Here is a 25,639-nt window from a genome sequence, read left to right on the forward strand (position 1 = left end):
TAGAAGAGCTGAAAGAATGTCGCTCTATCTATCCTCTTTTTTATCACACATGATCTTATTTATGAAAACAATGATCTGTCTCAGATCACATATTCGTAATGCCTATTAACTCCATAAATTGTGACAGAGCACTGGTCATGTACGAATCACGTCGCCTGATCAACACAGTGGGCACGATCCGATGCGGTTCCGGTAATGGATGACAGGTAAATTTGCCTTCCCCCCGAGATTCAACCATAGATTTTGGTAATATAGTCACGCCCAGCCCGCTTTCAACACATTTAAGGACGCCCTCTAACGTACCATATTCCATGACCTTCATAGGAGGATAGCCGTTGTTCTCTAGCCACTTTTGCCATCGTCCTAAATAAATACAATGGGCGAAGGACGAGAGCAACGGCTCATGTAAAATAGATTCTACCTGGAATTGCTCCGTGGAGTAGCTTGTAATGAGAACGAGGGATTCTTCCAATACAGGATACTCGATGATTTCTGGATGAAGAATTGGCCCATCTACTAACGCGCTGTCTACTTTGTAGTTGAGGATAGCGCTAACTTGGTCGACTGTAGGTGCCATATACAAGCTCAATTCTACTTGTGGAAATTTTTTGTGATATTCTGTGAAAATGCTGGGCAATCTTGTAGATGCGGTGGACTCTATAGATCCAATGTGTAAAGATCCCCGCGGAGTAGAGGAAAGCTTTACTGCTTCTATCGCTTCTTCGTAATCGTATAGTAATTTATTTACATAGGGCAGCAGTTCACGTCCTGCAGGCGTTAAAGATATTTTCTTATGATATCGATAGAGAAGAGGTACACCTAACTCTTGTTCAAGACGTTGGATTCTTGCGGTGACATTGGACTGCACATAATTTAATTTTTGAGCAGCTTTTGTGATGCTTTGTTCAATGGCAACGGCTTTAAATACTTCCAAAGATTTAATATCCAAACTAACTCTCCTTTTTTGCATCACAAATCGTGATGATCTATATGCTATTTTTTGATTTTACGTGATCCAAAGAAGTATGTAAACTAAATGATAGAAGAGGTTGATGCTCATTGCGGTGTCCCTTTTATCAGATCGAGAGGAGAAAATGAGAATTTTTTAGCTGTGGCAACTAAAACAGACGTTTCCATTTAATAAGGAGGGGAATCGATTGATTTCAAAGGTAAATATCGAAGAAAAATTTTCGCAAATAAATGATTATTGGAATCCTAGAATAGGTGGAGAGTTGAACGACTCATACATGAAAATGGTGAAAATGAAGGGTGAATTCATTTGGCATCACCATGATGATGAGGATGAAATGTTCTTTGTGTGGAAAGGCAATCTAGTCATCCGTTTTAGGGATAGGGAAATAACGCTTCATGAAGGAGAATTTCTTGTGATTCCAAAAGGAGTTGAACATCAGCCCATTGCTGAAGAAGAAGTTCACTTGCTCTTAATAGAACCCAAAACGACGCTAAACACGGGGAATGTGCTCAATGAACGAACTGTTTCGATTCCTGAACAAATTTGAAAAACTAAATCGTTAAAGATCAAGTACCTTAGGGGATAAATAGTTGAATGGTTGTTTTAGCTAATAACGAGGCTGCAATTGCTGCCTCGTTTTGTTGCTTCAATGATTCAAGATGAGCTGTAACGCATTTCCTTTCGCTACCTGAAATAGACTCTTCAGCAAGAATCGGTCTTTGGGTCAGTTCGTGCTTTCATCGATTCATATTCAGGACGATTAGATGCTAAGTCTATTTTGCCGAGTAAGCAATTGTTATTTAGTTCATCGATTCTTGTACCGGAAGTGCGCGTTGATCTGTCCTTCCAGCATTTTTTTCTTATATTGTCCGCTTTTTAATGCCTGTTCTTTTTTCTTCATGTCTTTTAAAATTTCCGCTGTCTGCACACCATCTTCCCGTTTATTGGCGATATCCATTAAACGTTCTACATCAGAAAAAGAATATTTCCGTGTGCCTCTTGTTGAGCGCTGGGGGTAGATGAGTTTACGTTCCTCATAATATCGGATTTGCCTGACGGAAAGTCCTGTTAATTCACTGACTATCCCAATTGAAATGACTTTTTTATCTTTATAAGATACATCTTCCTGCGTCATATCCTCACCCCTGCAAGTCTTTTCTTCATATTATATCCAACAGTCAGTAAAAAAACCTAACGTTTGTTAGATAATATAACACAAAAATGAAAAAATCGAAAAACAATGGAAGGAAAATTAACATATAAAGTGCAAATCATATCACGTGAACATATGATAAGAAAAAGAAAAAATAAGGAGGAGGCGCACTTGATGGAGAAAACACAGATCATCCGTATGGCAAAAGAAATCATCGCATTAGATGTGAAGAGGGATGAACTGCTGGAGCAGTTCATGCAGGCTGCAGGTCAGAATGCACATGCTCTTCTTAGAGCCGTACAAAATGATTTGTATAAAAAGTCCTCATAAGCACCCGATCCATATCCATTGATAGGAGGGGAGAAGTCATGCGGCGTATATTAAAAGAAGCTTTAGCGAAAGAAAGACATTATTATACGAAGCAGCTTTGCTCACTTGGGGTGTATAGCCCTGATATGACCAAGAACATGACAATTAGTGACTTAAAAAAAGAGTATCATTTCTTTTTCAACAAAACCGATCGCTATCTTTAACATCCCTTATCATGTGCGTTGTCACATGAAGGGTTCTTTTTTTGTGTGTTTAATATTATAGCAATATTGGATTTTGTAGAAATTTGACGAATCAAATGTAAGAAAATATAGAGCCTTTACAGATTATGTTAAAATTTGTCGTAACATGATGGTTTGCTGGAAAAGCTTTTTTTCGAGATGATTGTGAAAAATAAGAAGGATTTTAAAAGTTTATATCGAAATCTTATACATAACACGAATGGAGTCACTTATGTGGTTGAAAGGGTTTTCAGAAACGTACTTCTATTTTTTACGAAAGGCTCCAACTGCACCGCAAGAAAGCCTTGAAGTTAAAAAAATATTATAAGAGGTAGATATGTGATGAGACTATCGTTTAATGAAGAAGAAGTAGAACGTTCAATGACGCTTTACAAAGTTTTTGCAAGGGCATTTAAAAGCGTTTCCGAACACAGTATTAGAGACAGCAAGGAGCATGGATTCAATCCAACTGAATTTGCCGTTCTCGAATTACTGTATACGAGAGGTGCTCAAAAACTTCAGCAAATCGGCTCAAGACTCCTGCTTGTCAGCGGGAATGTTACGTACGTAATTGACAAGTTAGAACGAAATGGTTTCATTGAAAGAGAACAGGACCCAAAGGATAAGCGGTCAGTTTATGCCCATTTAACGGATAAAGGGCGCAGTTATCTGGATAAAATTTATCCAATCCATTCTCTTCGAATTGCGCGGGCGTTTTCTGGTCTTTCGCGTGAAGAACAGGAGCAATTAATTAGTCTGCTGAAAAAAGCAGGTATTCACAGTCAGCATTTGTTATTTAGATAAAACGAAAAGGTGCCATTGGTTGGCACCTTTTTTATGTATCCAGCTGATGAGCAGGATAGGCGATAAATTTTTCAATGTCACTAGCTGGAAGTGGCTTGGCATAATAAAAGCCTTGTAGATCGTCACAGCCCTGCGCAGATAAAAGTTGCGCTTGTGCAAAAGTTTCAACACCTTCAGCAATGACTTCTAGAGATAGCTGGTGCCCCATTGCAATAATAGCCCCTGTGATTTGCTCAGACTTTGAATCGCTCAAAATATCCTCGATAAATGATTTATCAATTTTTAGACGGTGAATCGGCAAATCCTTCAAATAGCTTAAAGAGCTGTGGCCTGTACCAAAATCATCAATACTAATACGGACGCCAAGTTGTTTTAGAGATGTCAGTACTTGTTTTGACTGCTTGATGTTGTCCATTGTCATGCTTTCTGTCACTTCAAGCTCAAGAAGTGATGGTTGAAGGTCGTATTTTTTTAGCGTTAGTTTGATCAAATCAATTAAGTCTTCAGAGTTAAACTGCTTAGCAGATAAATTGACCGCTACAGGGATTTTCAATTGCTTGTCATACCACAATTTTGCCTGCTTACATGCCGTGTCAATGACCCACCTTCCAATATCGATAATCAGGCCCGATTCTTCAGCAAGTTCAATGAAAGCCTCTGGTGATTTTAGAGAACCGTCTGGTGCTTTCATTCTTAAAAGGGCTTCAACACCTGTCATCTGTCTTGTTTTGGCGCTGATTTGCGGCTGATAATGAAGCACAAACTGCTTTCTTTGAATGGCATCTCGTAGCTCTAGTTCGCGATTGAGTCTGTCCTCACTCAATCTCTCCATAGATTCAGTAAAGAATTCATAGCGGCTTTGTTTATGTTTCTTTGATAAATACATGGCCATATCTGCTTTTCTCATCAATTCCATACCATTCTTTCCGTTTTGCGGAGAGATGGCGATTCCAATACTAATGGATGTAATGAGCTGATGGTTTTGGATGAAAAAAGGACGTTCAAATTGGCGAATGATGTTTTCCAAAAGCTGTTCAATTTTATGTGTGTTATGCTCCATGTGAGGAAAGATCATTAAAAATTCATCCCCGCCAATTCTTGCAATAAAGCCATTGTCAGGCAAACATTTGGTTAGTCTGTTTGCGGCGGCTTTCAACAGCAGATCGCCTATGTTATGACCAAGGGCATCATTAATAATTTTAAACCGATTTAAATCAAGAAAAAGAACTGCCGTTGACGTTTTTGTCTCTTCTTGAGCGGATAATACATCATTTAAATGATTAATTCCGTGACGACGGTTCGGAAGTTCAGTTAATGCATCATAATGTGCCATCACATGAATTTCTTTTTCAGCAATCTTCTGCTGGGTTAAATCCTTTAAAACGAGATAAATGCTGTCAAGTGTATGGTTGACGTGTACGGGTATGTATGTAACATGATAATAATAAAAACGATCTGCGGCTTTCAGTTCTGCTTCACGCGTAATTGCTTTTTTTGATTGATAAATAAAGTCTTCCCACATCTCAGTCGGCATGACGTATTGACTCACATCATCACCAATCCAGGAATTGCACATTTTCAAAATGTGTTTGCCTGGGTCATTCGCCGATATCACTTTTCGATCAACAGATAACACGATAATACCATCTATATTATGTTTGATCAGTGATTGGAACCGCTGTTCATTTTCTTTTAGCTGATCTGATTGTGACATAATCCGTTGATCAATATAGGCGCCGAAAATCATGAGTGATTGGACGATAAGCGTCATCAGGCCGATGAAAATGGACAGGCTAAATGGTGACATTTCAAGAGAACCACCCGTAGCGACCTGACCATCTGAATGAAAAAACATCGTCGAAGACGCCATGCCAGTGTAATGCATGCCCGCAATAGCACCGCCCATCATCAGTGCACCCGCTATTTTTAACAGCTGATCCTCCCGCCTTTTCTCAGAGCGATGGAGCCGGAAAAAAAGGTGTAGTGAAAAGAATGAAGCGAGCGCACCAATAAAAAACGAAAGAAAAAAGAGAACAGGATCATAGCTGATGGTGACATTCGCCATTGATTCCAATCCGAGGTAGTGCATGCTGCAAATAGCTGAGCCCATCGTGATCGAACTAATCAAAAGTCGCCTTGTGGAAAGTTGCTGCTGAATACATATTGAAAAAGCAATGAAAGAACCGATAAAAGAGGCCAAAATCGATAAAATGAGTAAGGGTGTTTCATATGTGATACCAGAGCGTAGATGAAACGCCATCATGCCAATAAAATGCATTGACCATATTCCCATCCCCATGATCATCGCACCAACGATCAACCATACTCTTTTCTTTGCGCCGCTCGACTGGATCACCCGGCTGGCTAATTGAAGAGCTGAGTAGGAGGCGACAGCGGCGACAGCGACTGACAGAAAGACAAGCCATCCGTTGTAGCTTCCTGTTAAATGTGTCATGTAAGAAAACCTCCTGTATCTAAAAACAGACATATACTTAATATATCGGATCAAGTGGCGCCTGTGTTCACTTTTCCTTTACTTAAAAAGGGCATTCAGCATTTTTTTTGAACATTTTTTATAGTAAAATCAAATTTAATGTAAAAAAACGAAGAAAAGTGAATCATTTTTGGTTTTTTAATCGTTTAATAGGTGGCACGGTACGATTTGCAAGCATAGCCTGTCAAACTGATTATGTGTGAAAGGGATTGATAAACATCGAAGATTTTATTATTTCATTAGCTGATGCCTTTAAGAATTTGTCGTACTTCGGCATCTTTCTTGCATTATGCATTGAATTTGTTCCTGCTGAAGTGGTGTTGCCTCTTGCAGGTTACTGGGTTTCAAAAGGGGACATGGCCTTCATTGGTGTTGTGGCTGCCGGTTCTATTGGTGGTGTGGCAGGCCCCTTGACCTTGTACTGGTTAGGGCGTTATGGAGGGAGACCCTTTTTAAATAAATATGGGAAGTATTTCTTTGTTAAACCTGAGTCACTTGATAAATCGGATGCCTTTTTTGAAAAGCATGGCGGATTTGTTGCGTTTAGCGGCCGGTTTATTCCAGGGGTCAGAACCCTTATTTCCATTCCGTGTGGGATTGCGAAGATGAATGTGTGGGTTTTTTGCCTGTATACGTTTTTGGCGATTACGCCGATTACATTTGTGTACGTGTATTTAGGATTTGTCCTTGGAGAGAACTGGCAAGAGGTTGGAACCATTTTAGAACCATATGTATTGCCGATTGGTATTGGTGTGCTCTTGTTGTTTGTTGTCTACGTGTGGCTCAAACGAAGAAAAAGAAAAACAGAAACACCAACGGCTTAATCAGTGGGTGAAGATGAAAAGTCACCTGTTGACAATCCGGGGTCTGTTGATTATGATATAAGTAATCTAAATATTCTTAATCCCACCAAAGGGGAGTAGCGTCCGGTTTTCACCGGAAACAAAGTCGTCATTACATGGAATAGTATTCCATCGGCTTTGTTGGCATGATTTACATATCACATGTCTAGCAAGACCTTTGCCATTACAGGCAAAGGTCTTTTTTGCATTCATAAGCCTTTGTCTGTTGTGGGACAATAGATAAAAAATAAGGAGGAATGATGATGGATGCAGCAATTATTTTAGAGTACGGGTGGGTTCTTCTCGTATTGATTGGATTAGAAGGCATTTTAGCAGCTGATAATGCGCTGGTTATGGCTGTGATGGTCAAACACCTTCCTGAAAAACAAAGAAAAAAGGCATTGTTTTACGGACTTGCGGGAGCATTTGTCATGCGATTTGGTTCTCTTTTTCTTATTTCGTTTTTAGTAGATGTGTGGCAAGTTCAAGCGATTGGCGCAATTTATCTTCTATATATTTCGATTCACCATATTTTAAAATCACACGTATTTAAGAAAAAGGAAGCAGACACAAACATGAAACAAAGCGGCTTTTGGGCAACCGTCGTGAAAGTTGAGCTTGCTGACATTGCATTTGCAGTAGATTCTATTTTAGCAGCCGTTGCATTAGCTGTGACTTTGCCAGCCACAAACCTTCCACAAATTGGCGGGCTTGATGGCGGTCAATTTATTGTCATTCTATTAGGCGGTATCATTGGTCTAGTGATCATGAGGTTTGCGGCGACTGTATTTGTGAAACTGCTTAAAACGAGACCAAGCCTAGAAACAGCAGCATTTGTCATTGTCGGATGGGTTGGCGTGAAGCTGACGCTCTATACACTTTCTCATCCAGCTATTGGGGTCGTGTCCTCTCATTTCATTCATTCAACATTATGGAAAATTATTTTCTGGACGGTCCTTCTCGCGATTGCAGCATTTGGTTGGTTTTTATCAAGTCCATCAAGAAAAGGCGGCCAGCAAAACGAGGAAAAACAAGAGATTCGGCTAGAAGAGTAGGTTTTTTGAAAGAAATATCATTTCATTTTCATAACACGTATATTACAAAAAAGGGGGGGATACCCCCTTATTTCTTTGCTTTTAAACGAAACGTTGTAAAGTAGATAAAGAAATACATGTCACAATTGAGTAACAGGAAATGAATTCCTCATTTCTTCCTTTGCGCTTCCCTCATAAATTAGCTATCATAAATGAGTAATATAGGGAGAACTGAGGTGAAACCATTGCTTAGCCTTTTGTTTAAAAAGGGAAAGAAAAAGCAAACATTAGAGCAGTCGGCAATCAACATCCAACAGGGTGATACCGAGCTGCAAAATGCATTAATAGAGCAATACAAACCATTTGTCGCTAAGACGGTTTCATCCGTTTGTAAACGATATATAGATGAAAAAGATGATGAATTCAGCGTAGGCTTAATTGCCTTTAATGAAGCGATAGAAAAATACTCTGCCGAAAAAGGCAACTCACTCCTTGCATTTGCGGAGTTAATTATTAAAAGAAAAGTAATCGACTATATTCGAAAAGAAGCAAGAAACGCGCCAACTGTTCAAATGGACCTTCAAGAAAGTGAGAATGGCGAATACTCACAAAGCATGATTGAAGCAGAGCTTTCTGCAAATGAATATAGGCGTTTAATTGAACAAGAACATAGAAGAGAAGAGATTGAACATTTTAAAGAACGATTGAAAGTATATGGTCTTACGTTTCAAGAGCTGCTTGAGCATTCACCAAAGCATGCGGATGCGAGACAAAATGCCATTAAAGTGGCCCATACACTCGTTAAGCACGATGAACTGAGAACCATTTTATTTCAGAAAAAACAATTGCCAGTCAAACAGCTGGAAAAGCTAGTGGAAGTCAGCCGCAAAACGATTGAGAGAAATAGAAAATATATTATTGCGATGGCGATCATTATGACAGGTGATTATGTGTATTTGAAAGATTACCTTAAAGGGGTGCTTAATTCATGAGAAGAGGCATTATAGTAGAGAAAAACAAAAAATATGTCACACTGCTGACCCCTGATGGACAATTTCTGCGGACAAAGTATGAACAGCAAGACTATGAAATCGGTCAAGAAGTGACGTTTCCGAATGAATCACGTCTCGAAAGAAAAAGAGCCGGTTTTTTTGACCTGCTTCGTTTACGTCCGTTAAATGCAGGAATTCTATCAATTGCAGCAATTATTGTCGTGATTTTCACTATGATGCCATCTTTCTCAAGTCAAAAAGCATATGCATATATGACGATTGACATTAACCCAAGCTTTGAGCTGAAACTCGATCACAACTATCAAGTGATCGGTGTCACTCCACTGAATAAAGATGCGAAGCAAGTACTGGCCAGTATGAAAGATTTAGAAAAAAACGACATGACCAAAGTCGTGCAGGAAATCATCGATGATTGTGATAAAAAAGGATACGTGAACCACTCTAAAAGCATTTATATTTCAACTGTTTATGAAAACAAGCAGGATCATACATACAAAACAAACGTAAAAAGTAAAATCAGCACCATCTCGGGGGAATATCAAAAGCGCAATTATAAGCTGGAAACTGTGGAAGGTGACCTGGAAACAAGAGAAAAGGCACAAAAAGCAGGCATTTCAACAGGAACTTATATTAGAAATCAAGAAATGCAAGACAACGAACAAGAGGACGTTAAAAAAGATGATGAAGATCCAGCAGATGACGAGGCTGTCAAAGAAGAAGAGCCGAAAAATGCTGATGAAGATCAAAAAGACGAAGACAAAAAAGAAGACATAAAGACAGACGATAGCGATGAGATGCAGCCGGATAAAGAGGCTCCTGAAGGCGAAGACAAAGAGCAGAAGGAAGTTGAGAGGGAAGAGCAAGGAGCTGTTCAAAAGCCTCACCAAACAAGCCCTAATCTTGACAACAAAGAGAAAAAGGGAAAAGAAGAAAAGGATCGCTCTTTTGAAAAAGACAAAGAGCAAAAAAAAAATCACTCAACTGATCCAGATGAAAAAAAACATCCAAACGGCACATCACGTGGTGATGCTGAAAAGCATGTAAAAAAAAACGACAGTGGTCAGAATCGTCCGTACGGCGAACGTAACAGAGATGGCGTCAAACAAAAAGGAAAAAACACATCGCCCTCATACCGTGAAAACGGATGAGCCTATATATGAACAGTAAAAAAACGCCAGAATAGATCCGGCGTATTTCACCATGTCTTTATTTAGTTGAATGGCCCATTTGAGATTGCGCCTGCTGTACGAGTCTTTTTGTCATCTCGCCGCCAACAGAACCGTTTGAACGTGCGACTGTATCTGAACCGAGATTCACGCCAAATTCTTGAGCGATCTCGTATTTAAATTGATCTAAAGCTTGTTCTACTCCAGGAACAAGAAGTTGATTTCGGTTTGCCATCACATATTCCTCCTTTCACCTCATGTTTGTTGCGCCTTCTTATTTTGAAAAAAACAGCCTGCAATTATGCTGGCAATTGCTGCACAAAAAAGCCGAGGTGATGAAGGTCACCTCGGGCTCAGTTTTAAGCCTTTTTCAGCTGAAGCGTATTCAACATCATTTCTTGCGCTGTGCTTTGCAAGTGAGAAGTGAAAACGGAGAAAACGGTAGAACTGATAATGCCTTTAATCAAATGCCATTGCGGCTTCGTCAATTCTGTAAACTCTTCGTGTAGCTTGTCCGTCTGCTCTTCTGTCATTTCTCGTAAATTCGTTTCCTTTAATGGAAAATGTGTATGGTGATAAATAAAATCAAGGACGTGCGCATATGCTTCATAAAAACGGATGGGGCTGATAATATCATCCGTTCGATCTGTGATCGTATTAAATAAGGCAGATAAAATCGTACGAATAGCATCAAAATCAAATACTGATTTTAAATCCCGGACAATTAATAAAATAACGACTTGATCAATGGAGTACTTCTTGCCAAGCTCTGGATGGCCAATCATATCTTTAATATCGCGCTTGATCCAGTTTTGAATGGCTGTTGATTTAAGAGAAGTCAGTTCACACAAGTTGCCAAGCTCAACGATTTCGTTCGTTGAAAGCCCGTGCTCTGATTTTTGCTTCCGCCGTTCGAGTTTTTCAAAAAAAGAAGGGATTTTTAATTCATCATATTCATGTTCCTTATCGCTTTTTACAGATAAATTCAAAAGCTGAAGCGGAGTCAGATCTCCCTCGCCTTTTAGAGAATACAGAAGTCTCGTCATGTCAATTCTCGTTAATTTAAAAGTCACCATGTTCCACCTCATTTTGTACGTCAAAAACGTGATTATTGATCTAATTCAACATCATAATCTCTTTTTAATGAAAATGCAAAATAAACTAAAATAGGACCGCTGCGTCACAATTTGTTCACTTGTTTGCGGATGCAAGTAGCGTAATCATTGAAATGACGAGGTTTTAGCCAGTATGATAAACATAGAAAACGATTCCTTTTTCCTTGCAATTTGAGACGTTTATTTTTATAATTTTATTAATAAGTTCAAATGAACTTAATATGACAGCGGAGGTTATGTATGGGTAAAAGAATATTTCTGTTTATATTAACGAACATTCTTGTTATCACTACGATTGGTATTGTCCTATCGGTTATTAGTGCAGCAACTGGTGTTGGTTCTTATATAGGAGCAGACGGAAGACTTAATATCCTTTATCTTCTTGTATTCAGTGCAGTTGTTGGTTTTGTAGGCTCGTTTATGTCACTAGCGATGTCTCGCTGGATGGCAAAAATGATGATGGGTGTGCGTGTGTTAAATCCAGAAAAGGATTCATTAACATATGATGAGCAGCAGCTTGTTGACCGCGTTCACAGACTATCAAGAGCAGCAGGCCTTTCTAAAATGCCTGAGGTCGGTATTTACCAATCATCTGAAGTAAATGCATTTGCGACAGGTCCTTCTAAAAGAAGATCGCTTGTTGCCGTATCAACTGGATTGCTTCATGAAATGGATGATGCAGCAGTTGAAGGGGTTATCGCTCACGAAGTCGCTCACGTAGCGAACGGTGACATGGTTACAATGACGTTACTTCAAGGGATCGTCAACACGTTTGTTGTCTTCCTTTCAAGAATTGCGGCATGGATCGCAAGCCGTTTCGTTCCACGTGAAGAGCTTGTGCCGATTGTTCACTTTATCGCTGTGATCGTCTTCCAAATTATTTTCTCTATCTTAGGAAGCCTTGTCGTATTTGCTTACTCTAGACATCGCGAATTCCATGCAGACCGCGGCGGTGCGGACCTTGCAGGAAAAGATAAAATGATTCATGCGCTTCGTTCACTAGAGGCGTATACATCAAGAATCAAAGATGATGATCAAGCAGCTGTTGCTACACTGAAAATCAGTGGTAAAAGAAAAGCTTCTCTTTTCTCAACACACCCTGATTTAAACGAAAGAATTAGAAGACTAGAAGCAATATAAGAAAGATCAAAAGACATTCTGCGTAAGGATGTCTTTTTCTTTTTGATGAAAAAGTAAATAAAGCACAAAATACCTTTAAAATCTTTTTTCTTTTCATTAAAATGATATAGTATTCGAAAAGAAAGATAAAAGAAGGAATAACCATGAATCCAATGAAAAAACTAATCGACCGGCTGTCGGCTTTTCAGCTGATTGCCCTTTATTATTTTCTTGCTGTGACCGTGTCGTTCATACTGCTCAGTCTGCCAGTGGCTCACCAAGAAGGAGTCAAATGGACATTTATTGATGCGCTATTTACAGCTGTGAGTGCTGTCAGTGTCACGGGTCTGACTGTTGTCGATACGTCACAAACATTTAGTGTGACCGGGATGTGGATCCTTGCATTTGTTTTGCAAATCGGGGGTATCGGCATTATGACCCTTGGTACATTCGTCTGGCTGGTTATGCGAAAAAGGATCGGCATTAAAGAAAGAAAATTAATTATGGCAGACCAAAACCAGAGCAACTTATCAGGAATTGTAAAACTCATGAAGCAGGTCTTATATTTAATCTTGCTGATTGAGTTTGTAGGCGGTCTGATTTTAAGTATGTATTTTCTAAAGTATTACGATGTGCAAGGCGCTTTTTTACACGGATTTTTCTCTAGTATCAGTGCCACAACCAATGGAGGCTTTGATATTACAGGGAATTCGTTAATTCCTTATAAAGATGACTATTTCGTCCAATTTATCACGATGCTGCTCATCATTTTTGGTGCTATTGGCTTTCCGGTACTTGTCGAAGTAAAGGATTATTTATTCAATCAAGACCGAAAACATGCATCGTTTTCATTGTTTACGAAAATTACAACAATCACGTTTGGCCTCCTTGTTGTCGTTGGGGCAATTGGGATTTATGCACTTGAAGCCCGGTTTACTTTTCTAGGGAAGAGCTGGCATGAAATCTTGTTTTATTCTTTGTTTCAATCAACAGCCACCAGAAGTGGCGGGCTTTCGACATTAGATATTACGCAATTGACAGAGCCGACACTGTTATTTTTATGTTTGTTGATGTTTATCGGGGCATCTCCAAGCTCGGTAGGGGGCGGAATTCGGACAACCACGTTTGCCCTTAATTTACTTGCTTTGTTTCATTTTGCGAGAGGAAATAAGTCCATTAAAATCTTTAAAAGAGAGCTTCATCAAGCGGATATTAATAAATCCCTCATGGTGACGATGATGGCCTTTATTTTAGTGTTTGGTGCTACGTTTCTGTTAACTTTATCAGACCATCATACACTTCTTGAAACTTTATTTGAAGTTTGTTCTGCCTTCGGAACAACGGGACTGTCGCTCGGAATTACGTCTGACTTGTCCGTATTTGGAAAGTGTATTATTATGGTCGTCATGTTTATAGGACGGATTGGAATTCCAAGCTTCTTGTATTTAATTGGCCGCCGGGAAAGTGAAGCGAATTATCATTATCCGAAAGAGCGTGTGATCATCGGCTAACCAGCATTCCTACTGAATGCTGGTTTTTTTATTTCCATTATATAACTGGCTAAATCACAAAGGATGTTCGCAATCTATAGGTAAGAGGTGAAAGAGACGTGCTGGATGTGTTATGGAAAGCAATTGTAATGCTGCTCGTTGGTACTTTGCTGCTGAGAATAGCAGGGCCCAAATCCATTAGTCAATTAACGGTTCAACAGACAGTTATCATGATTTCGATTGGATCGATTATTATCCAACCCTTTATTGAGCATAATTTACTTGAAACCATTTATGCGGCCGCCATTTTTATTGTGGCGCTTGTGATTATGGAAAAGCTGTCGATCCAATTTGATTTTTTTGAAAAATTGGTTTCAGGGAAGTCTGTGGTGATTTTAGAGGATGGGGAAATGCTTGAACACAAGCTGAAAAAAACGCGGCTGACAAGGGATCAATTCAAAATGCGCTTAAAGCAGCAGGGCATCACAGACATTTGCAGTCTCAAAAAAGCAACACTAGAAGCGAATGGGCAAATTGGATATGAGTTAAAGCCTGAGGAAAAACCAGTGACAGTCAAACAAATGAAAGAGCTGTTTGATCAATTGAGCGAAGAACTAAACATGTTAAAAAGGAATGATGACAAATGAAAAGAAAAACAGCAAAAAATGAAGCACTCACGAATAATATGACGCCTACAGAAAGCATGGCACACGATCAAGGACAAACACAATTTGACGAGCAATCAGAAGACCGCCAAGCGAACCGAAATTCTCATCAAGGTAAACAGGGGGGAGCATCTCGTGACTAAAAAACATGTGAAAAGTAAAGATATGAAAGACCATAAAAAACCGATGAACCCCGATATCTTGGAAGAGGAATTTGGCAGCGAGCTGGGAGATATAAACAGCAGTAAATGGATTGATACCTTAATGAAGCCTAAAAAAAACGATGAATGTCACACTGAACAGAAAAACAAAAATAAATAGAAAAAAACGATCCTGAGAGATCGTTTTTTCTATTTAATATAACTGTTTTGTCTGCCAGTAATGGTTCGCATCAGACTGGTCATTTTGAGCTCGATGACTGGTTGTGCAACAGTTTTAACAAATGTGCTAGATAAGGTAAAGGTTAAGAGAACCGTAAGCAGCAATAGAATCAATACACTTGCCGTATTTAGAGCCCAATCATCAAACCAAGTCGTTCTTAAAAGCTTAATCACAAAGCCGTGAAGTAAATAGACATATAACGTTCTTGTGCCCCATTTGGTAAAGAAGAACCGGCGTGTAGGGACTAATGCAAAGAAACTAAAGGTAGCAGCAAATGCAAGTAAATACCATGCCATTCGTTTCATAGCTGCAATGAGTCCTTCATCTCCAAGAGAAGCGTACGATTGTGACCCAAATAAAAAGGAATAATCGAATTCATAAAAATAGCAAAACATGAACACGGCCATCAGTACAAGAAGTGCAGTCAGTTTCCCTTTGCTTGTTCGGATAAATTCAAAGTGCTGCTTTTTTAAATAAAAGCCAGCTAAAAACATCGGCAAAAAGACAAACGTACGAGATAGGCTGAGTGTATCGCTAATGCTGTCCACGTAACCGACAAGTAACGCCATTGATAAACTAACGATCATTGCCCAGTGGAATGGCAGTTTTGAAAAAGGAATGAGTAGTAAGTTCCAAAAGAATAAACTGATTAAAAACCATAAAGACCATTGCGGATCAATCGGATTTAAGTTAGAGATGCTTTGATCCTGTAAGAAATAATAATACACAGAATAGATGACCTGAAAAATCAAATATGGGATGATCAGCTTAACTGCGACTTTTTTCATAAAACCTGGTTTTCTAAAACCTTTGGCAAAGAAGCCAGACACCAATATAAAAGCGGGCATATGGAATGTATAAATAAATTTATATAAGTAGAGTATCCAGTCATTATCATGTATGAATGACCGTAACAAATGACCAAAAACAACTAGAAAAATCAGAAGAAATTTTGCATTATCAAAATAACTGTCTCTCGTTGACGTCATAACATCACCTTTCCTGCTTCTTTTCGAACATAAACGTTCTAAGTGCACTGTTCCCTCATTTGCCCCATTTTAAAATACAAATTGGCTCATTTCGCTATTTGATGTGAAATTGTAGAACGGTTGTAAAAGAAGCGTAAGAAAAGAGAATCGTTATACAATCGTGTCATCCAAATGAAACAAATGAAGCAAGCCTCGTGTAAAAAGTTCTCTTTTTTTATGAGTCGAATGAAGGAACAATGAAAATCTTGTAGAAATATTGTAGAGGAATGAGGCTGGAAAAGGAGTGTAAGAGAATGACTGAAACGCTCGATGGTGCGAAAAATATCAGAAAATTAGAAAAAGAGAACGAATATTTGCGAAATGAATTGATACAGCACAAAATGCTGTTAAATAAGACGTTAGATGCGATTTTTATATTTGATCAGCACCTCAACATTATCCAAGCCAATGAAGCGACATGCCGGCTTGTGCAAACACCGAAAGAAGACCTCCTCAATAAATCCGTTCTAGATTTCCTATACGGCATCCCGAAAAACAAAATTGACTGCTCGCTTGAGATTTTTTTTCGAAAAGGAACGTTAAAAAGAGAGATCTCCATTCAACTTGAAAATGGAGAGACAAAATATATTGAATTTGTAGCAGAGCACGACGTGGTGAATCAACAATATATTGTCGTCATGCGTGATATTTCTTCAAAGAAAATATTAGAGCGAGAACGTTCGATGAATGAGCAGCTGTTTAAAGATTTATTTGATCGAGCGATTGACGGTATGGTCATTTTTGATCAGGATGGTTGTATGATTGACGCCAATCACTCTTTTTGCCAGAGCTTTGAACTTCAAAAAACAGATTTAACAGACCGCTACTTAAATGAATTTGTTGAAGAAGAAAACCTTCCAGCGCTCCAGCAGCTCTTAACTTCATTGAAAGAAACAGGGAAAGCAAAGGGAGAACTTCCTGTTACCCTTCAATCTGGGCAGCACAAATTATTCGAACTGACCATCACATCCAATGTGATGAGTGGTTTTTACATGTCCATCATGCGTGATATTACAGAAAAAAGATTAATGGAAGAAAAGCTGCTAAAAAGTGAAGAACGTTTTAGAGAAATATTCGAAAATGCGATGGATGCCATCATCATTTGGGCGGATGATGGAGAAATTGTCAGGGCAAATGAATCAGCCTGCCGAATTTTTGAATTACCGATGCATCAGCTGATTGGCAAGAAACTCATGGATTTTCTAGTCAAATCTGATCGCAGATACCGGCCGACAAGAAGACGGTATATAAGGAATCTTGAAATCAGAGAAGAACTCCTCTTTAGAATGGCGAATGGCCAATTCAAAGAGCTTGAGTTCACCTCTAAGCATGCGGTATTAGAAGGACAGCACTTAACCATTTTACGGAATGTCAGTGACAGAAAGCGAATGGAAGAGGAGCTGCGAGAAAGTGAGCTCAAATTCCGTAAAGTATTTAATGGCTCTATGGATGGCATTGTTCTTTTCGATAATCAATACCGGATTATAGATGTGAATCCTTCCGCAAGTGAACTGCTTGGCCTCAAAGATGATCACTTAACGGAAATGAACCTTTTTCATATCCTTGCGCCATATCAAATTGAAAATTTGGCACAGCCAGCTCAGGCGATGTCATTAGATGAGATGGACAATGAAGTTCCATTTGTGCTGAACCATCCAGATCAACGTATTTTGGAGTTTTCTTTTAAACGAAATATTATTCATAACATGAATTTGGCCATCTTTAGAGATGTGACTGAGCGCAAGGAATTAGAGGAGCGGGTAAGAAAATCGGATACGCTTCATGTTGTCGGAGAGCTTGCCGCTGGAATTGCCCATGAAATTAGAAATCCAATGACGGCTTTAAAAGGTTTCATTCAGCTGCTCAAAGGAAACATTGAAGGGGAGTATTCGCTCTATTTTAATGTCATCACATCAGAGCTAAAAAGAATCGAATCCATCATTACAGAATTTTTGATTTTAGCGAAACCGCAGGCCATCATCTATGAAGAAAAAAATGTCGTGCAAATTGTCAAAGACACGATGGACCTTCTTCACGCACAGGCCAATCTTGGCAATGTACAAATGCATTTAGATGTGCTCGATGATATTCCGCTCATCTACTGTGAACAAAATCAATTGAAGCAAGTCTTTATTAACATTTTAAAAAATGCGATTGAAGTAATGCCTCAGAAAGGAAATGTATACGTGAGCATTCAAAGGAAGGGGGAGGAGCACATTGTGATTTCTCTTCGTGATGAAGGCTGCGGCATGACAGAGGATAAACTAAAGCGTCTCGGAGAACCATTTTATACAACAAAAGAAAGAGGCACTGGACTTGGGTTAATGGTTAGTTATAAAATTATTGAAGAGCATCAAGGAACCATTGAAGTAGAGAGTGAAGAAGGGGTCGGAACAGTGTTCCATCTCACGCTTCCACTCCGGCAGCAGAAACAAGAAGGGGAGCTTTAATGTGTATTATACAGTCTATACCGCACCAATCGGGGCATTATACATACTAGAGAATGATGGCGCCATCATTGAAGTGAAGTTTGATGATGAATCGTTTTTGGTCAAAAAACAGAGAGACCGTTTTAAACAAGAAGACACGCCTGTATTAAAAGAAGCGAAAAAACAGCTGGATGAATATTTTAAGGGCGATCGGAAAGTGTTCGATCTCCCGCTCAAGCAAGCAGGCTCTCCGTTTCAAGAGCAAGTGTGGGAGGCACTTTCTACTATTCCGTATGGTGAATCAAAAAGCTATGCTGATATTGCAGAAGCGATCGGCAATCCAAAGGCTGTCAGAGCCATTGGACAAGCTAATAGACGCAATGCATTGCCTATTTTTATCCCGTGTCACCGGGTCATTGGAAAAGACAGGACTCTGACTGGTTATGCAGGGACGAAGACAGGGATGAAAGCGATCTTATTAGAATTAGAAGGCATCCCATTTGTTCAAAAATAAATGAATTGACCTGTTCCAAATGTTTAGTGAGCGACATATCCTTTTATTAAGCTAAAAAAGTTGGTCTAGGGAAAAAGGAGGCTGCTAACATGTTATGGGGCAAAAAAGATAAAATGTACGCCGTCACATCACTATGTGTCAAAATGAACGTGTTGACAGAAGAACAGAAAAAAGAAATATTAGCAAAAACGAACGAAACAAAAAAGCGCGGTGCTCTTAAATGATAAGAACTCCGCGCTTTTGTTTGATTAAAGTGACACGCTTTCGGTGAATAGTGCATCAATCTCTTCTGTATAGTTGGAAGTGATAATGCCTTTTTCTGTAATGATCCCGGAAATGAGATGATGAGGAGTGACATCAAAGGCAGGGTTAAATACCTGCACGTCAGGAGGCGCAATTTGGATGCCGTTTAATTCCTTTACTTCCTGTGGGTCGCGTTCTTCAATCGGAATATCTGACCCATCCTGAGTTGACACATCAAAGGTCGAAAGAGGCGCAGCCACAAAAAATGGAATTTGAAAGTGTTTAGCTAAAATAGCCAGACTTAACGTTCCAATTTTATTTGCTGTATCACCGTTTCTAGCGATTCGATCTGCACCAACAATAACGGCAGAAATTTGTTTTTCTTTCATCGTATGGGCTGCCATATTATCCGTGATAAGCGTCACATCTACGCCACCCTGCATCAATTCCCATGTCGTCAGACGAGCGCCTTGAAGGACAGGACGTGTTTCACATGCGTAAATGTGAAGATCGAGGTTTTTCTTTTTCGCTAAATAAAAGGGTGCAAGCGCTGTTCCGTACCGGCTTGTGGCAATGGAGCCTGCGTTGCAAATGGTCATAATTCGATCACCAGATTTAAAGAGCTGAAGAGCATTTTGACCGATTTGCCGGCATGTTTCTTCATCTTCGATTTGAATTTGAATGGCTTCATGGACAAGATCAGTTTTGGCTGCATTCACCGAAGCAGCACGCTCAATGCGCTGATAAAGCCGGTCTAATGCCCAGGCAAGATTCACAGCGGTTGGACGAGCACTGTTTAAATATTCTTTCAGGCGAGCGACTTCTCGCTTAAAGAGATCAATGTCTTCTGTATCAATCTCTTGTGCACTGAGTGCGAGCCCAAAAGCCGCTGTAATGCCAATAGCAGGTGCTCCGCGTACTTTTAGTGTCACAATGGCATCATACACATCTTCTTTTGTATATAAATGCTCAAACACGGTTTCAGCGGGTAATTTTTGCTGATTCAAAATGTTGATACGGTTTTCTTCCCATTCGACGGAACGGGGAACTTCAAATTCTTTAGACAAAACTCGTCACTCCTTTACAGTTTGCTGGAATAATGCGACGAGGTCAGACGCTGTTTCCACTGCTTGATATTGTTTGATGAATGTTTTTCCTAGTGTAAGTGCTGCTTTTTTCTGCTGAAGCCTTCTAGAATGTGATGGAATCGCATCGAGATCAGCCGCATGCGCAAGACCGATGGTTCGGCGAACAAGCTCACAGCCAGCAAAGCCGGTGGCTTCTTTTAAAATACGGTCAAACGTTGTTTCTAAAAAGCTGTCCGATACACTAAACGCTTCAATACTGTCTTCTTTCCATGCTTTTGTGAACACTTCTTTGAATGTTGTCCACACATTGACGACATGATCAAAAAGGTGCTGCTGATCCTGCTCATTCTCATGAGATAAAGCATTTATGAACAGATTGGCAATAAAGTGACCGATATCGAATCCGAAAGGACCGTAAAAAGCGAACTCTGGATCAATGATTTTCGTTTCCGTTTCGTTTGCAAAAATACTGCCTGTATGAAGATCTCCATGTACCAGTGTTTCAGCAGAGGTTAAGAAGATCCGTTTCAATTCGGCTGCTTTTGCTTGCAGTTCAAGATCAGCCCATAGTGCTTGTGCTTCTTCTCTTAATTCCTCTTCGAAGTCATTCGTTTCGCTGTCAAAGAAAGGATCTGTGAAGACGAGTTTTTCTGTAATGTCACAAAGATCAGGGTTCGTAAACTGCTTCACGAATTGTTTTTTGATTTTAGGATTTGTGGCAAAGTCAGACGTGTAAAATAGTGTTTTGCCTAAAAATTCTCCGACATGATCTGATAAATACGGATAATGTTTTCCGGCAATTAGCCCTTTTCTGACGATTTCAAGGTGTGATAGATCTTCCATTGCTGTGACAGCAAGAGCTGTATCCGAATAATAGACGGTTGGTACGAGATGTGGTGCATACTCTGATTGCTTGATGAGTGCTGCACTTTCAATTCTTGCACGATCTAATGTCAGCGGCCAGCTTTCTCCAACGACTTTTGCGTAAGGAAGGGCCTGCTTGATAATCAGTCCTTTTGCTTGTTTGTGATCATAAATATGAAAGACGTAATTTAAATTTCCGTCACCGATTTCAGTGCATGTTAAATGACTGCTCTCCTGAATCAATCCAAGTCTAATGGCAAGTGCAACTGCCGAACTTTCTGTTAATTCTTCATATGATGCCGTAAGTGTAACCAATTGTTTCCCCTCCAAATCATATAAAAAAGCCTCTTTCTCCTGAGAGAAAGAGGCTTGATGGCGTGTATGCTCGAAGCCTCTCTTATCTCTCAGCACATACGTCTGATGGAATTAGCACCGTGCCCTATAAGACAATTGTCTTGGCGCTGTACTTGCTGCGCCCCACTTCACAGTGGTATTAACGGTCGGTTGCTGTTGGGGTCAAAAGGCCAAATCCCTCGCCCAACTCTCGATAAGAGAAATCAATATGTAATTGTTTCATGTCTGCTTGCATTTCTTAATTCTAGATATTATCAGAGCTGCAGTTCACATGTCAATCTTTTTTCAAAATTGCTTTACAATTCATAAAACAATCCATTACAGTGATTGTATTGTCACGTAACTTGAATAGAAGGTGAAAAAATGGAATTCCAGCAATCGGATGTATTGAAACATTTACCGAAACAATTTTTTGCGTCGCTTGTACAAAAAGTGCAGAAAAAAGTGCAGGAAGGGGCAGATGTGATTAATTTAGGTCAAGGAAATCCTGATCAGCCCACTCCTCCACATATTGTGAAAGCGATGCAGGAAGCGGTAGCAAAACCTGAAAATCATCAATACTCCTCATTCCGCGGGACAGCGAAACTAAAAAAAGCTGCAGCTGCTTTTTATGAAAGAGAATATGGCGTCACGCTTGACCCAAAGACAGAGATTGCCATCTTATTTGGAGGGAAAGCGGGACTAGTCGAATTGCCGCAATGCTTACTGAATCCAGGTGATACGCTGCTTGTTCCAGACCCAGGATATCCTGATTACTGGTCAGGCGCTGTGCTTGCCGGAGCTCGCATGGTCACAATGCCTCTTCTTGAACAAAATAACTTTTTGCCTGACTACCACCAACTGTCTGAGGAAGATAAGAATCAAGCAAAATTGATGTACTTAAATTACCCAAATAATCCGACTGGTGCGACTGCAACCCGGACATTTTTTGAAGATACTGTTGCGTTTGCGAGTGAAAATAAGATGTGTGTTGTCCATGATTTTGCATATGGCGGCATAGGATTTGACGGCGAAAAGCCCCTTAGTTTCCTGCAAATAGACGGAGCAAAAGAGACAGGTATTGAAATCTATACATTGTCCAAAACGTATAATATGGCTGGTTGGAGAGTCGGTTTTGCAGCAGGGAATGCCTCTGTTATCGAAGCCATTGAGCTTTATCAGGATCACCTGTTTGTGTCACTGTTTAAAGCAACTCAAGATGCAGCAGCAGAAGCACTTTTAAGCGATCAAACGTGCGTACAAGTACAAAATGATCGGTACGAAAAAAGACGAAACACTTGGATTGCTGCATGCAAAGAGATTGGCTGGGACGTCAGTGCGCCAAAGGGCTCGTTTTTTGCTTGGTTAAAGGTGCCTGAAGGGTATACATCTGAAACTTTTTCTGATGTATTATTAGAAAAAGCACATGTTGTTGTGGCACCCGGGAATGGCTTTGGTGCTCACGGTGAAGGCTACGTCAGAGTCGGACTTTTAACAAGTGAGGAGCGGCTAAAGGAAGCAGCTGATCGTATCGCTGCCTTGCAGTTATTTGAAAAAAAGCCATTGACAACGTAAAAAAATGGTGCGATAATTCAGGCAATATTTAAGGAAATTGAATATTCTTATCAAGAGTAGGCAGAGGGACTAGCCCAATGAAGCCCGGCAACCGACTTCCATGAAGCACGGTGCTAATTCTTGCAGCAAGCGCTGAGAGATAAGATTCGGATGAATGAGACGAAACCTCTTTAACGCGCTGATCAAGCACTTAAAGAGGTTTTTTTATTGACCATATACAGGACGCAATCGAAAGGGGATTCCTAGTGAGTGAACTACTGGCAACATACGTACTAACACATCGAGAGGATGAACAAATAGACCGAAAAGCAGAGCAGATCGCACTTGGGTTAACGGTCGGGTCATGGACGGACTTGCCGCAGCTCAAAAAGGAGCAGCTGAAAAAACATAAAGGACGTGTGGTGAGCGTAAAAGAACAGTCTCCCGCAAATGGTGGTCTGTATCAAACAGAGGTGACCATTGCTTATCCTGAGGCGAACTTTTCAGCTGATATACCAGCGGTGTTGACGACGATTTTTGGAAAGCTTTCACTGGATGGGAAAGTAAAGCTCGTCGATATCGAATTTTCGGAAAGGTTTAAAAGCTGTCTGCCAGGACCGGTATTTGGCATTGAGGGGATACGAAAGAAAGTAGGCGTGTTTGATCGGCCGCTATTGATGAGTATATTTAAAGGCGTGATCGGTCGTGATATGGAGGATTTAAAAGAACAGCTCCGCTTACAGGCTTTAGGTGGAGTAGACTTCATCAAAGATGATGAGATTTTATTTGAAAGCCCATTAGCCCCTTTTGAAGATCGAATCAAGGAAGGAAAAAAGATATTAAAAGAAACATATGAAGAGACAGGACATCGCACGCTTTATGCTGTTAATTTAACTGGTAGAACTTTTGATTTGAAAGATCGAGCAAGAAAGGCAGCCGAACTCGGGGCTGATGCGCTTTTATTCAACGTTTTTGCCTATGGACTTGATGTCATGCAAAGCTTGGCTGAAGATCCAGAGATCCCATTGCCGATCATGGCACATCCGGCAGTGAGCGGTGCATTGACATCATCTCCAGACTATGGATTCTCGCATTCTCTTCTTTTAGGCAAATTAAATCGATATGCTGGTGCTGATTTAAGTCTTTTTCCCTCTCCTTATGGATCAGTCGCCCTTCCGAAAAAAGATGCCATTGGCATTTTCGAAGCATGTGTGAAAGAGGATACAGTTCAACAAACATTTCCTGTCCCTTCAGCAGGCATTCACCCGGGAATGGTGCCGATCTTAGTCAAAGATTTTGGACTTGATCATGTCATTAATGCAGGCGGGGGAATTCACGGACATCCGCGGGGAGCAATTGGAGGAGGGAAAGCCTTTCGTTCGATCATTGATGCAGTTGTCAAAAAAGAGTCTATCGAAGAAAAAGCATCAACTTGTCAAGACTTACAAGCAGCACTTGATCTTTGGGGAAGGGTAGCAGAATAAATGAAAAAACCAATTGTATGTTGTGATTTTGATGGCACGATTACGAAAAATGATAATATCATTCGCATCATGAAGCAGTTTGCTCCGAAAGAATGGACGAAATGGAAGGATGGTGTTCTAGCAAAAGAGATCACGATCCAAGAAGGCGTCGGGCAGATGTTTCAGTTACTGACGAGTGATCAGAAAGAAGCCATTCGGTCATTTATTTTAGAGGATACAGAGATTCGTGAAGGATTTGAACAGTTTGTCGATGATGTCAAAAAAGCAGACATTCCTTTCTATGTACTCAGCGGCGGTATGGACTTTTTTGTCTATCCTATCCTTGAAGGGATTGTCGAACAAGAGAATATTTATTGTAACCATGCATCATTTAAAGAAGATCATATTCAAATTGAATGGCCGCATGCCTGTGATTCAGAATGCCAAAATGGCTGTGGCTGCTGCAAGCCTTCCATTATTCGAGAGCTGACGCAGGAAGATGATTTTATTATCATGATTGGTGATTCAGTGACTGATATTGAGGCAGCGAAACATGCGGATCTCACGTTTGCGCGTGATTATTTACTGAACGAATGTAAAGAGCTAGGGCTCGTACATAAAGAGTATGAAACATTTGTTGATCTAAAAGCGCAATTTGATCAAATAAAGGAAGTGAAGGAATGGCAGACGAGAAGAGTAAACACTGGAAGGAACTAGCAGACGTCAAACGCGAATTGGCACAAAGAGACTGGTTTTACGGAACAAGCGGCAATTTATCGATAAAAGTGTCGGATGATCCCATCACGTTTTTGGTGACGGCAAGCGGCAAAGATAAAAGAAAAGAAACCGATGAAGATTTTGTTCTTGTTGATGCAGTAGGTCAGCCGGTTCATCCGAATCAGCCGCTCAGGCCATCAGCTGAAACACTGCTTCACACATACGTTTATGAGCGGACGAAAGCAGGATGTTGTCTTCACGTCCACACGATCGATAACAATGTCATTTCTGAGCTGTATGGCGATAAAGGAGAAGTTCGTTTTAAAGGCAACGAAATCATTAAAGCGCTTGGTTATTGGGAAGAGGATGCAGAAGTTGCTGTTCCTATTATTGAAAACCCAGCTCATATTCCGCACCTTGCAGAGCAATTTGCAGTGCACCTGACGGACGATGCTGGTGCTGTACTCATTCGTAATCATGGCATCACCGTTTGGGGGAAAAGCGTATTTGAAGCCAAACGAGTCTTAGAGGCTTATGAATTTTTATTTACCTATCATTTGAAAGTAGCGCTTTATCAAAAGCAGCTTGTTAAATAAAAAGGAGGAA

28 protein-coding genes and 3 riboswitches are annotated in these 25,639 nt (G+C 40.1%); of the genes, 20 read left to right on the forward strand and 8 right to left on the reverse strand.

All coding sequences use genetic code 11. The annotated features are described in order from the left end of the window. Positions 1–85: 85 nt before the first annotated feature. Positions 86–949, reverse strand: a complete 864-nt coding sequence (locus tag NSQ52_RS06530; protein WP_039170301.1) for a LysR family transcriptional regulator — start codon at positions 947–949, stop codon at positions 86–88. Between the two features lie 208 nt (positions 950–1,157). Here NSQ52_RS06530 and NSQ52_RS06535 point away from each other — a divergent pair, with 208 nt between their 5' ends. Next, the gene (locus tag NSQ52_RS06535) at positions 1,158–1,520 is read left to right on the forward strand and encodes a cupin domain-containing protein (RefSeq protein ID WP_081105410.1); all 363 of its coding nucleotides are present in this window, start codon (positions 1,158–1,160) and stop codon (positions 1,518–1,520) included. Between the two features lie 258 nt (positions 1,521–1,778). Here the strand turns inward: NSQ52_RS06535 and NSQ52_RS06540 are convergent, their stop codons facing one another. Continuing rightward, positions 1,779–2,108, reverse strand: a complete 330-nt coding sequence (locus NSQ52_RS06540; RefSeq protein ID WP_007498778.1) for a MerR family transcriptional regulator — start codon at positions 2,106–2,108, stop codon at positions 1,779–1,781. Between the two features lie 192 nt (positions 2,109–2,300). Here NSQ52_RS06540 and NSQ52_RS06545 point away from each other — a divergent pair, with 192 nt between their 5' ends. The 3 genes from NSQ52_RS06545 to NSQ52_RS06555 all read left to right on the forward strand — a co-directional run bounded on the left by NSQ52_RS06545 (position 2,301) and on the right by NSQ52_RS06555 (position 3,481). Beyond that, positions 2,301–2,456: a hypothetical protein gene (locus NSQ52_RS06545; protein ID WP_008346151.1), complete on the forward strand. Its 156-nt coding sequence runs from the start codon at positions 2,301–2,303 to the stop codon at positions 2,454–2,456. A 38-nt stretch (positions 2,457–2,494) separates the two neighbouring features. After that, on the forward strand, positions 2,495–2,659 hold the full coding sequence (locus NSQ52_RS06550) for a hypothetical protein (RefSeq protein WP_008346148.1): 165 nt from the start codon (positions 2,495–2,497) through the stop codon (positions 2,657–2,659). 357 nt (positions 2,660–3,016) lie between these two features. After that, positions 3,017–3,481 (forward strand): MarR family transcriptional regulator, encoded by a 465-nt coding sequence (locus NSQ52_RS06555; protein ID WP_088004396.1) that lies wholly within the window; start codon positions 3,017–3,019, stop codon positions 3,479–3,481. 31 nt (positions 3,482–3,512) lie between these two features. On the opposite strand, the gene NSQ52_RS06560 is transcribed toward NSQ52_RS06555, so the two are convergent. Further along, positions 3,513–5,936 carry an EAL domain-containing protein gene (locus NSQ52_RS06560; protein ID WP_342474015.1) on the reverse strand — a complete coding sequence of 808 codons (2,424 nt, stop codon included), beginning with the start codon at positions 5,934–5,936 and terminating at the stop codon, positions 3,513–3,515. A gap of 248 nt (positions 5,937–6,184) precedes the next feature. On the opposite strand from NSQ52_RS06560, the gene NSQ52_RS06565 reads away from it, so the two are divergent. The 4 genes from NSQ52_RS06565 to NSQ52_RS06580 all read left to right on the forward strand — a co-directional run bounded on the left by NSQ52_RS06565 (position 6,185) and on the right by NSQ52_RS06580 (position 10,012). Further along, positions 6,185–6,799, forward strand: coding sequence for a DedA family protein (locus NSQ52_RS06565; RefSeq protein ID WP_039169164.1), 615 nt, complete (start codon positions 6,185–6,187; stop codon positions 6,797–6,799). 78 nt (positions 6,800–6,877) lie between these two features. Further along, positions 6,878–6,984, forward strand: a riboswitch (yybP-ykoY riboswitch). 96 nt (positions 6,985–7,080) lie between these two features. Next, positions 7,081–7,872, forward strand: coding sequence for a TerC family protein (locus tag NSQ52_RS06570; protein WP_024719637.1), 792 nt, complete (start codon positions 7,081–7,083; stop codon positions 7,870–7,872). Between the two features lie 215 nt (positions 7,873–8,087). Next, on the forward strand, positions 8,088–8,843 hold the full coding sequence (sigI, locus tag NSQ52_RS06575; protein WP_008346139.1) for an RNA polymerase sigma factor SigI: 756 nt from the start codon (positions 8,088–8,090) through the stop codon (positions 8,841–8,843). After that, entirely contained in the window at positions 8,840–10,012 is a 1,173-nt protein-coding gene (locus tag NSQ52_RS06580; RefSeq protein ID WP_342474016.1) for an anti-sigma factor domain-containing protein, read from the forward strand. Before sigI ends, NSQ52_RS06580 begins: the two co-directional genes overlap by 4 nt. A gap of 58 nt (positions 10,013–10,070) precedes the next feature. On the opposite strand, the gene NSQ52_RS06585 is transcribed toward NSQ52_RS06580, so the two are convergent. Both NSQ52_RS06585 and NSQ52_RS06590 read right to left on the reverse strand, forming a co-directional pair. Then, a complete protein-coding gene (locus NSQ52_RS06585) occupies positions 10,071–10,265 on the reverse strand; it encodes an alpha/beta-type small acid-soluble spore protein (protein WP_008346135.1) in 195 nt (64 codons plus the stop codon). A gap of 124 nt (positions 10,266–10,389) precedes the next feature. After that, positions 10,390–11,106 carry a DUF1836 domain-containing protein gene (locus NSQ52_RS06590; RefSeq protein ID WP_058337426.1) on the reverse strand — a complete coding sequence of 239 codons (717 nt, stop codon included), beginning with the start codon at positions 11,104–11,106 and terminating at the stop codon, positions 10,390–10,392. 279 nt (positions 11,107–11,385) lie between these two features. On the opposite strand from NSQ52_RS06590, the gene htpX reads away from it, so the two are divergent. The 5 genes from htpX to NSQ52_RS06615 all read left to right on the forward strand — a co-directional run bounded on the left by htpX (position 11,386) and on the right by NSQ52_RS06615 (position 14,740). After that, the gene (htpX, locus tag NSQ52_RS06595; RefSeq protein ID WP_342474017.1) at positions 11,386–12,285 is read left to right on the forward strand and encodes a protease HtpX; all 900 of its coding nucleotides are present in this window, start codon (positions 11,386–11,388) and stop codon (positions 12,283–12,285) included. A 143-nt stretch (positions 12,286–12,428) separates the two neighbouring features. After that, complete coding sequence (locus NSQ52_RS06600) at positions 12,429–13,775, forward strand: TrkH family potassium uptake protein (protein WP_007498761.1); 1,347 nt, start codon at positions 12,429–12,431, stop codon at positions 13,773–13,775. Positions 13,776–13,873: 98 nt separating this feature from the next. Then, entirely contained in the window at positions 13,874–14,401 is a 528-nt protein-coding gene (locus tag NSQ52_RS06605; protein WP_008346127.1) for a YetF domain-containing protein, read from the forward strand. Then, the gene (locus NSQ52_RS06610; protein ID WP_008346124.1) at positions 14,398–14,562 is read left to right on the forward strand and encodes a hypothetical protein; all 165 of its coding nucleotides are present in this window, start codon (positions 14,398–14,400) and stop codon (positions 14,560–14,562) included. The genes NSQ52_RS06605 and NSQ52_RS06610 overlap by 4 nt, the downstream gene beginning before the upstream one ends. Further along, positions 14,555–14,740, forward strand: coding sequence for a hypothetical protein (locus NSQ52_RS06615; protein ID WP_039169158.1), 186 nt, complete (start codon positions 14,555–14,557; stop codon positions 14,738–14,740). Before NSQ52_RS06610 ends, NSQ52_RS06615 begins: the two co-directional genes overlap by 8 nt. A gap of 29 nt (positions 14,741–14,769) precedes the next feature. Here the strand turns inward: NSQ52_RS06615 and NSQ52_RS06620 are convergent, their stop codons facing one another. Beyond that, a complete protein-coding gene (locus NSQ52_RS06620) occupies positions 14,770–15,789 on the reverse strand; it encodes an acyltransferase family protein (protein WP_007498757.1) in 1,020 nt (339 codons plus the stop codon). A gap of 293 nt (positions 15,790–16,082) precedes the next feature. On the opposite strand from NSQ52_RS06620, the gene NSQ52_RS06625 reads away from it, so the two are divergent. The 3 genes from NSQ52_RS06625 (at position 16,083) to NSQ52_RS06635 (ending at position 18,995) form a co-directional block, all read left to right on the forward strand. Continuing rightward, entirely contained in the window at positions 16,083–18,278 is a 2,196-nt protein-coding gene (locus NSQ52_RS06625; RefSeq protein WP_024719640.1) for a PAS domain-containing sensor histidine kinase, read from the forward strand. Position 18,279: 1 nt separating this feature from the next. Beyond that, positions 18,280–18,771 (forward strand): methylated-DNA--[protein]-cysteine S-methyltransferase, encoded by a 492-nt coding sequence (locus tag NSQ52_RS06630; RefSeq protein ID WP_041092361.1) that lies wholly within the window; start codon positions 18,280–18,282, stop codon positions 18,769–18,771. An 89-nt stretch (positions 18,772–18,860) separates the two neighbouring features. Continuing rightward, positions 18,861–18,995 (forward strand): hypothetical protein, encoded by a 135-nt coding sequence (locus NSQ52_RS06635; protein ID WP_017359454.1) that lies wholly within the window; start codon positions 18,861–18,863, stop codon positions 18,993–18,995. Positions 18,996–19,019: 24 nt separating this feature from the next. Here the strand turns inward: NSQ52_RS06635 and mtnA are convergent, their stop codons facing one another. Together mtnA and mtnK are read right to left on the reverse strand one after the other, a co-directional pair. Then, complete coding sequence (gene mtnA, locus NSQ52_RS06640) at positions 19,020–20,081, reverse strand: S-methyl-5-thioribose-1-phosphate isomerase (protein ID WP_017367119.1); 1,062 nt, start codon at positions 20,079–20,081, stop codon at positions 19,020–19,022. 6 nt (positions 20,082–20,087) lie between these two features. Continuing rightward, on the reverse strand, positions 20,088–21,281 hold the full coding sequence (gene mtnK, locus NSQ52_RS06645; RefSeq protein WP_110487286.1) for an S-methyl-5-thioribose kinase: 1,194 nt from the start codon (positions 21,279–21,281) through the stop codon (positions 20,088–20,090). Positions 21,282–21,360: 79 nt separating this feature from the next. Then, positions 21,361–21,520, reverse strand: a riboswitch (SAM riboswitch). Between the two features lie 163 nt (positions 21,521–21,683). Here mtnK and NSQ52_RS06650 point away from each other — a divergent pair. The 4 genes from NSQ52_RS06650 to NSQ52_RS06665 all read left to right on the forward strand — a co-directional run bounded on the left by NSQ52_RS06650 (position 21,684) and on the right by NSQ52_RS06665 (position 25,629). Next, positions 21,684–22,874: a pyridoxal phosphate-dependent aminotransferase gene (locus NSQ52_RS06650; RefSeq protein ID WP_039169151.1), complete on the forward strand. Its 1,191-nt coding sequence runs from the start codon at positions 21,684–21,686 to the stop codon at positions 22,872–22,874. 44 nt (positions 22,875–22,918) lie between these two features. After that, positions 22,919–23,020, forward strand: a riboswitch (SAM riboswitch). Positions 23,021–23,119: 99 nt separating this feature from the next. Further along, on the forward strand, positions 23,120–24,337 hold the full coding sequence (mtnW, locus tag NSQ52_RS06655; protein ID WP_217967276.1) for a 2,3-diketo-5-methylthiopentyl-1-phosphate enolase: 1,218 nt from the start codon (positions 23,120–23,122) through the stop codon (positions 24,335–24,337). Next, positions 24,338–25,033, forward strand: a complete 696-nt coding sequence (locus tag NSQ52_RS06660) for a 2-hydroxy-3-keto-5-methylthiopentenyl-1-phosphate phosphatase (protein ID WP_135008969.1) — start codon at positions 24,338–24,340, stop codon at positions 25,031–25,033. Then, positions 24,997–25,629 carry a methylthioribulose 1-phosphate dehydratase gene (locus NSQ52_RS06665; RefSeq protein ID WP_342474018.1) on the forward strand — a complete coding sequence of 211 codons (633 nt, stop codon included), beginning with the start codon at positions 24,997–24,999 and terminating at the stop codon, positions 25,627–25,629. The genes NSQ52_RS06660 and NSQ52_RS06665 overlap by 37 nt, the downstream gene beginning before the upstream one ends. Positions 25,630–25,639: the final 10 nt, after the last annotated feature.

It is taken from the genome of Bacillus sp. FSL W8-1141, from assembly GCF_038593205.1.
GTDB lineage: Bacteria > Bacillota > Bacilli > Bacillales > Bacillaceae > Bacillus > Bacillus altitudinis.